Annotated in this window: 11 protein-coding genes; all 11 read right to left on the reverse strand. The window is 62.3% G+C overall.

Annotation, left to right across the window (positions count from 1 at the left end; genetic code table 11):
- Nucleotides 1-29: 29 nt before the first annotated feature.
- Nucleotides 30-1,850, reverse strand: coding sequence for an amino acid ABC transporter permease/ATP-binding protein (locus PQR42_RS06220; protein ID WP_408383545.1), 1,821 nt, complete (start codon nt 1,848-1,850; stop codon nt 30-32).
- 31 nt (nt 1,851-1,881) lie between these two features.
- The gene (locus PQR42_RS06225; RefSeq protein WP_408383543.1) at nt 1,882-3,204 is read right to left on the reverse strand and encodes an LLM class flavin-dependent oxidoreductase; all 1,323 of its coding nucleotides are present in this window, start codon (nt 3,202-3,204) and stop codon (nt 1,882-1,884) included.
- 30 nt (nt 3,205-3,234) lie between these two features.
- Entirely contained in the window at nt 3,235-4,236 is a 1,002-nt protein-coding gene (locus PQR42_RS06230; RefSeq protein ID WP_408204702.1) for an LLM class flavin-dependent oxidoreductase, read from the reverse strand.
- A gap of 138 nt (nt 4,237-4,374) precedes the next feature.
- Nucleotides 4,375-6,873, reverse strand: a complete 2,499-nt coding sequence (locus PQR42_RS06235; RefSeq protein ID WP_408383541.1) for a TonB-dependent receptor plug domain-containing protein — start codon at nt 6,871-6,873, stop codon at nt 4,375-4,377.
- 135 nt (nt 6,874-7,008) lie between these two features.
- A complete protein-coding gene (locus PQR42_RS06240; protein WP_408383684.1) occupies nt 7,009-7,896 on the reverse strand; it encodes an ABC transporter substrate-binding protein in 888 nt (295 codons plus the stop codon).
- A gap of 115 nt (nt 7,897-8,011) precedes the next feature.
- Nucleotides 8,012-8,560, reverse strand: a complete 549-nt coding sequence (locus PQR42_RS06245; protein WP_408383539.1) for a GNAT family N-acetyltransferase — start codon at nt 8,558-8,560, stop codon at nt 8,012-8,014.
- Between the two features lie 551 nt (nt 8,561-9,111).
- Entirely contained in the window at nt 9,112-10,104 is a 993-nt protein-coding gene (locus PQR42_RS06250) for a succinylglutamate desuccinylase/aspartoacylase family protein (protein WP_408383537.1), read from the reverse strand.
- Nucleotides 10,105-10,144: 40 nt separating this feature from the next.
- Nucleotides 10,145-10,573, reverse strand: a complete 429-nt coding sequence (locus PQR42_RS06255; RefSeq protein ID WP_408204697.1) for an ExbD/TolR family protein — start codon at nt 10,571-10,573, stop codon at nt 10,145-10,147.
- Between the two features lie 145 nt (nt 10,574-10,718).
- Nucleotides 10,719-11,144, reverse strand: coding sequence for an ExbD/TolR family protein (locus tag PQR42_RS06260; protein WP_408204696.1), 426 nt, complete (start codon nt 11,142-11,144; stop codon nt 10,719-10,721).
- 27 nt (nt 11,145-11,171) lie between these two features.
- Nucleotides 11,172-12,086 carry a MotA/TolQ/ExbB proton channel family protein gene (locus PQR42_RS06265; protein ID WP_408383535.1) on the reverse strand — a complete coding sequence of 305 codons (915 nt, stop codon included), beginning with the start codon at nt 12,084-12,086 and terminating at the stop codon, nt 11,172-11,174.
- A 75-nt stretch (nt 12,087-12,161) separates the two neighbouring features.
- Nucleotides 12,162-12,860 carry an energy transducer TonB gene (locus tag PQR42_RS06270; protein ID WP_408383533.1) on the reverse strand — a complete coding sequence of 233 codons (699 nt, stop codon included), beginning with the start codon at nt 12,858-12,860 and terminating at the stop codon, nt 12,162-12,164.
- Nucleotides 12,861-13,064 lie beyond the last annotated feature (204 nt).

Genomic DNA, 13,064 nt, shown 5'->3' on the forward strand with positions numbered 1-13,064 from the left:
GGTGACGGGGTTGTTCGCGAGACATGCGTTTAAAGCACCTTCGAAAGGAATTCACGAGTGCGCGGATGAGCCGGATCGCCGAGCACGCTCGACGGCGGACCGGACTCCACGATCCGGCCACCATCCATGAACACGATCGTGTCGGCAACCTCGCGCGCGAAACCGATCTCGTGCGTGACCACGATCAGCGTCGTGCCGGAACGCGCGAGCTGACGGATCACGTCGAGCACCTCGTTGACGAGTTCCGGATCGAGCGCCGATGTCGGTTCGTCGAAGAGCAGCACCTTGGGCTTGAGCGCAAGCGCACGCGCGATCGCCACGCGCTGCTGCTGGCCGCCGGATAGCTGGCGCGGCCACGCGTCGGCCTTGCCGGTGAGTCCCACGCGCGCCAGCAGAACGCGCGCCTCCGCTTCTGCCTGCGCTCGCGGCACGCCCGCCGCGAGCGGCGCCTCGATGACGTTTTCGAGCACCGTCAGATGGGGAAACAGGTTGAAGCTCTGGAACACCATGCCGACATCGTCGCGACGACGCTGAAGAATGCCCCGCTCCTTGAGCTCGTAGAGCGTGCGCCCTTCACGGCGATAGCCAACGAGTTCACCGTCGATGTCGATGAAGCCGTCGTCGACGCGTTCGAGGTGATTGATCGAGCGCAGCAAGGTCGACTTGCCCGAGCCAGACTGGCCGAGAATCACGGTAACGCTGCCCGACGGGAACGACAACGAGACGTTGTCGAGCACCTTCAGCGTGCCGAAGCTCTTCGACACGTTATGGATGCCAACCCTGCCGCCGACGCGCCGTTGAGCCCAGCCTCCCGCTGTCGCTTCCACGTTCGTTTGCGCGCGATGCCGGCGATCCGGCTGAGCCGAGGTTTCGCTGCGAGCAGCACGCGCGCTACGCCACCGCCCGAATAGCGCGCTCAGCGGCGACACTGCCACCTGCTCGCGCGTCGCGCCGCGTGCGTAATACCGTTCGATGTGAACCTGGATCGCCGACAGCACGGTCAGGATGATCAGATACCAGACCGTCGCGACCATCAGCAGTGGAATCACCTCCAGATTACGGTGATAGATGATCTGCACCGTGTAGAACAGGTCCGGCATCGCGAGGATATACACAACCGACGTGCCTTTCGCGAGACCGATCACGTCGTTGAAGGCGGTCGGCAGAATCGAGCGCATGGCCTGCGGCAGGACGATACGCCGGACCTGGCGCGCGCCCGGCAAACCCAACGCGGCGGCCGCTTCACGTTGCCCGTGGTCGACGGACAGAATCCCACCGCGGATCGCCTCGGCCGAGAACGCGGCGTGGTTCAGCGTGAGCCCGAGCACAGCCGCGAAAAACGGACTGATCAGGTCAGTGGTCGATTCGTTCAGCAGCGCGAAGTGCGTGAACGGCACGCCGATCCAGATCGTCTCGTACAGATAGCCGAGGTTGTTCAGCAAGAGCAACAGCACGATCGGCGGGATCGAGCGAAACAGCCAGATGAAGGCCCACGCGCAGCCCGCCAGCAGCGGAGAACGCGAAACACGCGCGAGTGCCAGCGGCGTTGCGAGCGCGAAACCGAAGAGCGCGCCGAGCGCCGTCAGCACGAGCGTGCGCCCGAGTCCCGAGAGCACCGGTTCGGCGAAAAACCACTGCGCGAAAACGCCCCAGCCCCAGCGCGGATTGCCGAGAATCGAGTTCACTACGAGCCCGATCAGCACGATGGCGAGCACGGTGGCCGCCGTGCGCGCATGATGCCGCGCCGGCACGATCCGGTAGTGCGCGTAATCGTGACCTTCATCGGCGCCGATCGCATGGGCCGCATGTGCCGCGTGAGCAGGACCGGCAAGCTGGGTGGTGTCGCTCATGATGCTGCCCTCCTGCGTTGCATGCCGTTCATCAGGCCGTTTCCGCGGTCACGTAGCGGCTTTCCCGGCGCGGCAGGCCGAGGTGATCGCGCAGCGTCGTCCCGGCCAGGGTGCGGCTGTAACGTCCGCGTGCCTCCAGTGCCGGAATCACGTATCGAACGAAATCGTCCAGCCCTTCTGCCTGCACCGGAAAGCCGAGGATGAAGCCGTCGGCCGCGCCGGCGTCGAACCAGCGGATCAGCTCATCGGCGATCTGCTCGCCAGTACCGATGAACTGGGTCTTCGGCGTGGCCACTTCCAGCGCGACCTGGCGCAGCGTTGCACCAGTGCGCTTTGCGTCGGCCTTAATGCGGTCGGTGGTCGAACGGAAGCTGTTCGATCCGAGGTCGCCCAGTTCCGGGAACGATTCGTCGAGCGGGTATTGCGTGAAGTCGTGATGCTCGAAGAAACGCCCGAGGTAGGCGAGTGCATCGTCGATGGTCAGCAGGTCGCGGATCGCGCGATACTTCGCTTCGGCTTCGTCCGCCGTCGCGCCGACAATGGGTCCGATGCCTGGGAAGATCTTCACGTCGGTCGCCGTGCGGCCGTGCTCGATCGCGCTCTGGCGCACCTGGTCGGCGAACGCCTTCGTTTCCTCGAGCGACGGCGAATGCGTGAACACCGCGTCCGCGTATTTGCCGGCGAGCGCGATCCCCGAATCCGACGAACCGGCCTGGAAGATCACCGGCTGCCCCTGCGGCGAGCGCTGAATATTCAACGGTCCCGCGACTTCGAAGAATCGTCCCTTGTGATCGAGCGTATGCAGCTTGTCGCGGTCGAAGAAACGGCCGCTCTCGCGCTCGCGCGCGAATGCGTCGTCGTCCCAGCTATCCCACAGTCCCTGCACCACTTCCAGATACTCGTCGGCGATCTCGTAGCGCAGTTCGTGGTCCGGATGCTGGCCGCCGTAGTTCTTCGCGGAACCTTCGAGCGGCGACGTCACGACATTCCATCCCGCTCGCCCGCCGCTGATGAGGTCGAGCGACGCGAACTGCCGCGCCACGGTAAACGGATGGCTGTACGAAGTCGACAGCGTGCCGGCGAGTCCGATCTTCGAGGTCGACGTCGCGAGCGCCGAAAGGATCGAGATGGGTTCGAAGCGATTCAGAAAGTGAGGAATCGACTTCTCGTTGATGTAGAGCCCGTCGGCCACGAACGCGAACGCGACGCCATTGGCCTCGGCCTTCTGTGCGACGCCGGTGATGAAATCCAGGTTGACGCTGGCATCCGCGGGACCGGCCGGATGCTTCCACGCGTTCATGTGGCCGCCCGCGCCGTGCAGCATGATGCCGAATGTGAGATTTCGCTGAGTCATAGTCTGGTCCGTAAGTGAGATGAGCTGAGGTCAGACGCCCGCGGTCTGTTCCGCGCCGGCCAACGCCTCGACCGAAGCGAGTCGCTTCGCGTAGTCGGTTATCGGGGTGTCGATCACGAATTCCTCGATGCCGAAGCGTTCGTGCAACGCGTCGAGTTCCTGGCGGACATCGTCCGCCGTGCCGGCGATAACGTGTGGATGCAGTTCGTCGACGCGATAGTCGGTCACGCCGGTTTGCCGCGCGAAGTCCGCGGCCGCCTCCGGACTCGGGAGATTGACGCTCTGCCCCGTGGAAAGCTGCAGCTTGAAGATACGCAGTGCGCCGACCTGACGCCGAGCCTCGTCGCGCGAGGGCGCCGCGAACGCGTAGAGCGCGAGCAACGGCGTGCGTCCGGTCACATTGCGATAGGCCTCGAGCGAGCGCTCGATGTTGGCTTCGTCGCCATTGAAATGGCCGGCGTAGCAGAACTGCCAGCCATGCTGCGCGGCAAGCGCCGCGCTCTCGGCGCTTGCGCCCAGCAGAATGCGCTCGGGCGCTTCGGGCGGCGTCGGCAGCGCAATCGCGCCTGCCAGCGGGTGATCTTCCGCGACGCCCCACTTCAGGAACGCGTCGAGTTCCGCGAACTGATGCGCGAAGTCCTGCTTCTTCGCCTTGTCGTGAAACCACTGCAGCGCGCGCGTCGTCAACGGCAGTCCGCCCGGCGCCTTGCCAATGCCGAGATCGACGCGCCCCGGCGCAAGCGATGCGAGCACCCGGAACGTTTCCGCCACCTTGAAGGGACTGTAGTGCTGCAGCATCACACCACCCGAACCGACACGAATGCGCGAAGTGTGCGCGAGCAGATGCGACACGACGATCTCGGGCGCGGAACTCGCGAGCCCTGGCGCGCCATGATGCTCGGCGATCCAGTAACGCTTGTAACCCAGCGCCTCCGCGCGCCGCGCGAGCCGCACGGTAAAACGCAGCGCGTCATGAGCACTCTTTCCGTCGGCGATCGGACTCTTGTCGAGAATCGAAAGTGAGTAGGACATATCGAACCCTCCCAATGCACCCTGTGGTACATGGGAAAAGAGATTGAAGGAATTCGCTGAACGATTCCGCTGATCCCATTATGGCTATCGGGGTGCGAAACCGTTCGAGCAAATTTTTCTATGCATATCAAGAAAACGTCAAAACACGTAGCGAGCCCGCGCGTAGTAGAAACCGCCATTCACGCCGGTCGTCGAAGCGAAGGCGTCGTACTGGGCGCCTTCGAGTTGCGCGTCGTAAGGCAGCTTGCTTGGATACACGTCGAAGAGATTGTTGGCTCCCACTGCGATCTGGAATTTCTTCGTCACGTCGTAGCGGACTTCGATGTCGGTGATGTAGCGGGCCGCGTTCTCGAAATGAAGAAACTGCGTAGTCGAGAACGCGTTCGGCCCGACGATGTAGGTCTCCTCACTCGACGTGGCGCCATAGCGTGTCTCGTGCAGACTCACGCCCCACTTGTCCAGATGCCACGTGCCGCCGATGATGATCTTGTTCTTCGGCGTCGACGTACTCAGCCAGGCGACCTGTTGCGCGTTGAGTTCCGGCTTGCCGTTCGCACCGGTCGCGACATGCGTGACCGAGGTGGTATTGATGTTCACGCCCAGATCCCAGTCGACCTGGCCGAAGCGGCCGAAACCCGTGTGGTAGGTGCCGGTCAGATCGATCCCGCGGGTACGCGTGCTTGCGCCGTTCGTGAAGTAGCTCGCCGAGACCGCCGATGCCGGCACTGAAGTAGGCACCGACAACCCCGCCGCCTGCATCGCGGCGATCGCGTCCGCGCCCGACGCCGTACCGCCTTCCACGATGCGATTCCGGATGTCGATCTGATAAGCGTCGAGCGTCAGGTGCAGACTCTTGACCGGTGTCAGCACGAAGCCGATGTTGTAGTTGGTCGATTTCTCCGACTGCAGCGACTGGGCACCGATCAGCTTCGCCGCTGCCGAATTAGCGGCGAGCAGACCGAACACGGATGCAGGCGATTCGTTGATATTGCTGTAGTACTCCTCGGCGAGCGACGGCGCACGGAAGCCGGTACTGACGCTGCCCCGGATCGCGAATGCCGGCGTGAAGTCGTAGCGCGTCGATAGCTTTCCGTTCGTCGTGTTGCCCACGTCGCTGTAATGCTCGAAGCGTCCGGCCAGATCGATCGTCCATTGCGGCGTCAGATGAGTCGACAGGTCGAGATACGTGGCGACCACGTTGCGCGAGTTATCGCTCGCACTCACAGGGGCAAGGCCGGGCAGCGCCTGGGAACCGCCGTCGATATACGATGCGTAATCGCCCGCCCCCACCGAATAGGTCTCGCGGCGCTGCTCCACACCCCACGAGACATTCACCGGCGCAGGCAGTAGCGGAAGCTGGAATGCCCGCGAGAAATCGAGGTTGTTCGTCAACTGCGTGTTGCTGACGGTGGACAGGTGGAAGCTGGTCGGCGTATAGCCCTGCGTCGCATACAGCCCCGTGTTGGCCGAGTTGCGCAAGCCCACGACGTCATGATCGCCGCCGTAGGTCGAACTCAGATCCCATGACCAACCGAACAGATTCTGGCCTTTGATGCCCGTCGTCACCGAGAAGTCGTTCTCGTTGATCGTCTCCACCGGCACGAAGCCGTTCGGATAAATTTGCGGCAGCACTGAAGGCGGACGATAGTTCTGGTAAGCCTGCGCGTCGCGATGCGCATACGTGCCGAAGCCATACAGTTCGACATCGTCGCCGAGGTAGTAGCCGGCGTTGTAGCCCACTGACTCGCGCGTGCTCGCCGGGTCGCCCTCGATCGGGTTGTAGTAGCCATGCCCCGGCTGGAACGATCCGAAGTAGTCGTCAGGCCCGGTGCGGATCGTATGGTTCTGGCGATTGTATTCCGCGCTCAGGTCCAGAAACCCCTTGCCGCCCAGGTCCAGCCCGATATTGGCTGACTCGCCGTTCTTGAAGCCATCGCCCGCATAGGTCTGGCCGTTCGTCGTCTGCAACTCTCCGCCGTGCGAACTGCGCTTGAGGATGATGTTGATGACCCCAGCGATGGCGTCCGAGCCGTATTGCGCCGCCGCTCCATCGCGCAGCACCTCGATGTGATCGATCAGGCCGACCGGAATCATGTCGATATCGACACCGGTCGAGCCCTGATTCAGGCCGCCGTCGAGCGCGATGTTCGCCGTGGTATGACGGCGCTTGCCGTTCACCAGCACGAGTACATGGTCCGGGCTCAGGCCGTGCAATGTCAGCGCATCGGTCAGCACCGCGGCATCGCCTGCGTAGTTCTCACGCGAGATCGACGGCGATAGCTGAACGAGCGCGTCACGCAGGTTGCTTTGCCCAGTGGTGCGCAACTGGGCGCCGCTGATCACGTCGACGGGTGTCAGGCTTTGGCTTGCCTTCGTATCGGTGCGTGTACCCGTGACGACCACCGTATCCTGCTGCACGGTATTGACTGCGCCGGGCTGAGTCGCTGCGGACGGTCCCGTCTTGGCCTGAGCGGCGGCCGGCACGGCCGCGGTGTCGCTCGCTTCCACCGGTGCAGCCGCACTCTGCGCCCATGCCGCGCCGTTGCAGGTCGCTGCCAGCACCGCAACCGACAGCACTTTTCCACGAACCCCGATGATGGACCGGTCGGCCCTATTCTTCCTGTCTTTCCCGCGCATCGACTATTCCGTTGGTTATTTGCGGACACACTGCTCCGGCACGTGGCCGATAGCAGCCACGCGCAAAGCCGTCCTGTAGTCATACTGACGATTGATAACTGACCTTATCGAGGCAGCCTCAACTGCCCCGATGAATTAACTCTTGGGGAGCCCCGGTGGATTCGTTTTGGCCTGATCGATCGCTTCGGAACCGAGATTCCAGCGGTCGAGTACCTGAGTGTATTTACCGCTGCGAATGAGGTCGTTCAACAGCACCGTGAGCGGCGCAGCGAGTCCGCTACCCTTCTTCGTCGTGATCGCGACATCGGCCATGATCGGCCAGCCGCCGCTGATGGTGCCGACCGCGCGTATTCCTCCTCTTTGCGCCGCCTCGTAGGCGAGCGCCGAGTTGACGCTCAGGATCGCGTCGGCGCGCCCCGAGCGCAGCGCCACATCCCTGACGGCGATATCGTCGTAGTACTGAATCTGCACGGGCTTGAGTCCGTGCGCGATGTTCTCCTTGTCCCATGCGAGCAGGATCTTTTCCTGATTCGTTCCTGAATCGGTAATGACGCGTAGCCCGGCGACGTCCTTCGGCTCGCGGATCGTTTTGATCGGACTCGAACTGGCTACGTAGAAACCGAGCACGTCGCGCCGATAGGTCGAGAAATCGAATTTCTCCTTGCGCTGCTCGGTGACGGTCACATTCGACAGAACCGCGTCGACCTTGCCCGATTGCACGGCGAGCGGCCAGTCTTCCCACGCGAGCACGACGATTTTCAGCTTGCGCCCCAAACCGTCAGCGACCAGTTGCGCGAGATCCGGGTCGAAACCGACGATCGTTTTGTTGTCGGTCGCATACGTGCCGAGCGGCGGCCACGCCACGGTCATGCCGATGACCAGTTCGTCCTTCGCGGCAAATGGAAACGTGTTCGGTACGGCCTTGATGGCGGCGGCGTCAGGTGTGGTCCGGACCTGGTCGTGCTGATCCGGACTCAGATTGAATGTGCTGCTTGCCGCCAGAGCGATGCCTGCCACACTCATCGCCAATGCGACGAACGTTCCGGCCACCGCTGCCCGAATTCCCCTGCTTTGCTTCATGATTTGATGTACCCCATGAGATGAACGAATTGATCGATGCGCTACGCTGCGCGCACGACTAGCGTTGGCCGAGCGGCTCGGGCGCAACCAGATCGTGTAGCGAATCGACGCGATCCGGCTCCAGCAAATCCTTGCCGAACGGAAGACGAAAATGGATCTCCGGTGCGATCGAACGATCGAACAGAGGCTCGTAGCCCGCATTGAAATAGAGGCCTGCTGCTTCCGGCTGTTTGAAGCCGGTGGTCAGATAGACGCGGCGATAACCCTGGCGCAATGCGCGCGCCTCGAGTTCCTGCACGACGCGGCGAGCCAGCCCCTGACGCCGCAGGCCGGCGTGTGTCCAGATACGCTTGAGTTCCGCGGTCGTCGCGTCATAGCGCTTGAACGCGCCGCCGCCGACCGTTTCCCCATTGCGCACCACGACGATGAACGCGCCTTCGGGTGGCGCGAACAACTCGGCCGGATAACGCATCATCTCTTCGCTGACCGATGCCGCGCTTGCCGGCCGGAACTCGCGATAGCGTGTCGCGTATTCGATGTTCAGCGCGTCCAGCAGCGGTCGCGCAATCGGATCCAGCGGCGTGGTGTCAATGATTTCGTAGGTCATGCTGAATAGGGGGATAGCTCGTATCCCTGGCGTTCCTGTCGTTGGATTCTTTTTCCCGTCCGACGTTGATTGCCGTCGAACGATAAAGAAGATAACAGGCCACCCATTCCGAATGAACCAAACATTTAACGAATCGTTATTCCGGCAAATTCGTATATTTAATTCACGTCATTATTTGCGCTGTAGCAGCAGCGGCTCTACTGCCAGTGCATAGCTCCGGTTAACAGGAGATTAATTGCATATTATTTTCATATTGCTTTCAGACGTACAGACACTCTAGCAGTAAAGCCCGACTCACAGCTATTATGCGGCGGCTCGGGACACGAACTCAGAGGCTCACTAACTGCAGCTTTATTTCCAATTGCTTTCAATTATCTAATTCCACGTGATCCGGCAGACGACGGTCGCGCTATTTTAATTCTAGTAAAGCGTGTAAATCTCCAGAATAGCGACGCTTATCTATTCGCCGCTCAATTGAATCGTCTCACTGACGTCGCCGATAAAACATGCAGCCGTCCAGGATAACGGCGCTGGAATTATCCGCCGCACCTTCAAACCGGTTCGGCAAGATGGAACAAACAGTCACCACGCTCCACCGCAGCCGGCACACGTTTGCAAACGACTTCGCCTGCGCTGGCGAAAAAGGAGGTGACCGGTTCCCGTAGCGGCGTGTCGGGGAAATGGATTCGCGCCGCAGGCTGGCCCGCCACGACTTGATCGCCCAACTCGACGAGTGGCTCGTACACGCCGCGATCATAGGCATACACATAGTGGCGCGAGCCGGACACCGTGAAGAAGCGCGTCTGCGCGGGCGGCCCGTCCGGAACGAGTGGTCCGCTCAACACGCCGATGTAGCCAAGCAGATTCAGCAGTCCTCGTCGCGCATCGCGCAGCAGGCTCGCCTGCACGGCGCCGCCCCCACCGAGCTCCGTGAGGATGGAAATTGCGCCCTGCCGCCGCGCGGCGCTCGCCGCATGAACCGGATTCGGCCGATGCAGAAATGCACGCGGCAAGCCGAACGCGGCGAGCAATGCTTTGAGCCGCTCGTCTTCCTCGGGGTCGCGCGGCTCGATGGCCAGCATATTGGCGCCGTGGTAAAGAAGCGAACTTCCGCCCGAATGCAGGTCGATCAGATATTGCGCGCGTGCGAGCAGCGTGTGCTCGATATAGTCGGCAATCGCGGCGGTCGGCGCGCCTTGTGGATCGCCTGGAAAACTGCGGTTCAGGTTGCCGCCGTCGAGCGGCGAAGTCCTCAGGCCCGCGGCCGCGGCCGGAAAATTCGCCATCGGCAAAAAAATCAGTTGCCCACGCACCCACTGCGGCTCGATCTCGCGAATCAGACTGGAGACCAGCACCTGCCCTTCGTATTCGTCACCGTGATTGCCGCCCATGAGCAGCACGACGGGACCGTCGCCATTGCGCACCGATGCGATCGGAATCGGAATCCAGCCGTACGCGGAACGATGAACGGAGTGAGGCAGACGCAGATAGCCCACGTGACGTCCGTCGGCATCCAGGTCGATTTCATTGTGGAGGGTACTCATGGGTTCTCCTTCGTGACGCGGGACAGCCGGTCAGACGCGCTCACTGCATGTATTGTTCATTGCCGATGAGCCCGATCTTCGTCGCCCCTTCGCGCTGCGCGGCGGCCAGCACAGCGGCAACGTCCTTATAGGGCGCAAGCTTGTTCGGTAACAGATGAATCTCCGGCTGGTCCGGCTGCGCCGCGACCTCGGCCATATGCTTCTCAAGATCGGCGCCGGCCGCGACGTGCGCGCCGTTCCACGTGATCGTTCCGTCGAAATCGATGTCAACCTGCACGACCGGGGGCGGCACGGCCTGCGGCGGCGGGTTGCCGACCGGCAGATTCATCTTCACCGAGTGCATCTGGATCGGAATCGTGATGATCAGCATGATCAGCAACACCAGCATCACGTCGATCAATGGCGTGGTGTTGATGTCGACCATCACTTCCGGTTCGCTGTTGCCACCCGAAGATACGTTCATTCCCATTGTCGACTCCTGTCGATCGGACTTGGCGCTTTAGCGCTTAGTCCGATCCCATGCAAAGCTAGTCGATCGGACTTGGCGCTTTAGCTGTCGGCCAGAGTTGGCGCTTTAGCGCTTACTCTGGTCCCATGCACAGCGCTTAGCAAAGCTAGCCGCCGCGTGCCGGCGGCTGCGTGATAAATGATACCTTCGAGATCCCCGCGCGCTCGCAGGCGGTAACCACACGCCCGATGAATTCATAGCGCGTGGTCTGATCGCCGCGGACGTGCACCTCAGGCTGCGGCAGTTTCACCGACGCCACCTTCAGCCGCGCGAGCAGCGTTGGCGTATCGACAAGCTTCTCGTTCCAGAACAGGTCGCCGTCCTTGTTGACCGCGATCTCGATGCTGTCCGGTTTGCTCTGCAACGGATTCACCGTCTGCTGCGGCAACTGCACCGGTACCGTGTGCGTGACGACCGGAATCGTGATCAGGAAGATGATCAGCAGCACCAGCATCACGTCGACGAGCGGCGTCGTGTTGATGGCGGCAATGACCTCGTCTTCCTGACCGTCCTGTCCAACGTTCATGGCCATGATTTCTAGCTCCGCCTGTTGGGTGGCTCAATGCGCGCTCGCGACCGCGCGTACCTGGCGCTTCGTGCCCGGTAGCAGGATGGTGTGCAACTGCGCGCCGAAGGCACGCACGCGTTCCATCACCGACTTGTTGCGACGCACGAGGAAGTTGTAGCCCAGCACGGCCGGCACCGCGACCGCGAGGCCGATCGCGGTCATGATCAGCGCTTCGCCGACCGGACCCGCCACCTTGTCGATCGACGCCTGCCCGGCGATGCCGATCGCGGTCAGCGCGTGATAAATCCCCCATACCGTGCCGAACAGGCCGACGAACGGCGCCGTCGACCCCACCGTGCCGAGGAATGCGAGGCCGTCCTGCAAACGGTTCGACACGTTGGTAATGGCACGCTCGATCGACACGTCGATCCAGGTGTTGCGATCCACCGCTTCAAGCAACGCTTCGTCATGGTGCTTGCCGGCCTCGATCCCCACTTGCGCGATAAAACGGAACGGCGAATTCTCGTCGAGCTGCTCCGCGCCTTGTGCGAGCGACGGCGCGCTCCACAATTGCTCGTCGGCCGATTTCGCGCCGTGGTTCGCGCGCAGTTGTTCGATGAACTTGGTGATCATGATGTACCAGCTTCCCATCGACATCAGCACGAGCAAAATCAGCACGAAACGCGCGACGAAGTCGCCATTCGCCCATAGCGCGCTGAGACCATACGGGTTGGTCACCTCGGTGCTCGTCGCCGCGAGTGGCGGCGGCACCGGCTGGTCGGCGGCTGCGCTCGCCTGTGACGTCGCCGGGCCATGTTCTACACCGGATGCAACGGGCGTGGGCGCAACAGAGGCGGCCGGCGCGCTTGCCTGGGCCCAAACCGCCTGCGGCGCGGCGAGGAAGCTGACGGACGTAGCCGTGATCAACAGGCTGGCCGCCACGGCGGCAAAGGAACGCTTCTTCATACATGCTCCAGATGGTGCAGTCATTGATATTGAGTGGGTTTGCATCAAGGCAGGCGAGGACCGCGCACGCGACGCTCAGTTCAGGTTGAAGGAGAACGGCACCTGTACGCGAACCGGCTGTCCTTGCGAAATGCAGTTGAACTTCTTCACCGCGACGAAGGCCGCTCGATCGAGGATCGGATCGGCGGACTGCTCGACCTTCTCGTCGGTCACGTGCCCCTGCGGGTCGACCACGAAGGAGATCGTCACGTCGCCCGTGATGTTGTTGTCCTGTGCTTCCTGCGGGTAGCCCATGGAGCGGCGAATCTCGTCGGAGTTCGGGCATACGACACCGATCACGTGGCTAACCGGCTTCGCGGGCGTGGGCGCAGGCGGCGCCACAGGCGCGGGCGGCGGTGCGACGGGCGTCGGCTCCGGTGTGGCCTGATGCGTGATCGTCGGCGCGGGCGGCGGCGTGAGCGCCACTTCGGGCGGTGGCACGAATGGTCGCGGTGGCGGCGGTGGCGTGAACTTCGGCGGCGGCAACTTCACCGTCGGGATCGGCGGCGGCGGTGGCGGCTTCACCGGTTCGATGATCCTGGTCTCGATCGGCTTCTGCACGATCTGCACGACCTTGTTCGCAAGGCCATTCGTCAGCGCCCAGATGAAGAAGATATGCAGCAGCAGGACCACGGCGATGCCGGCGTACCGGCGAACCGGATTCTGCTGCCGACGCCCATATTGGCGTGGACGCGCACTCGCCGGCGCCGATCCGGAAATCAGCTCTGTTGACATACATCACTCCGGTAGCTGTAGCCTGTGCTGCTCACGACCGATCTCCTTGATACCTTGCACAAAGAATCGCCGGCATGTTTATGCTGGGCTGCAATGGGAAGTGAAATACGTTATCCGCACGCGGTATTTGAGTGAACAAAGAATTCCATCTTTGGATTCCCGCGCACGCGTAAGAAAGATCGGAGTGAATCGGACCAGTCGCGC

It is taken from the genome of Paraburkholderia sediminicola, from assembly GCF_046027355.1.
GTDB lineage: Bacteria > Pseudomonadota > Gammaproteobacteria > Burkholderiales > Burkholderiaceae > Paraburkholderia > Paraburkholderia sediminicola_B.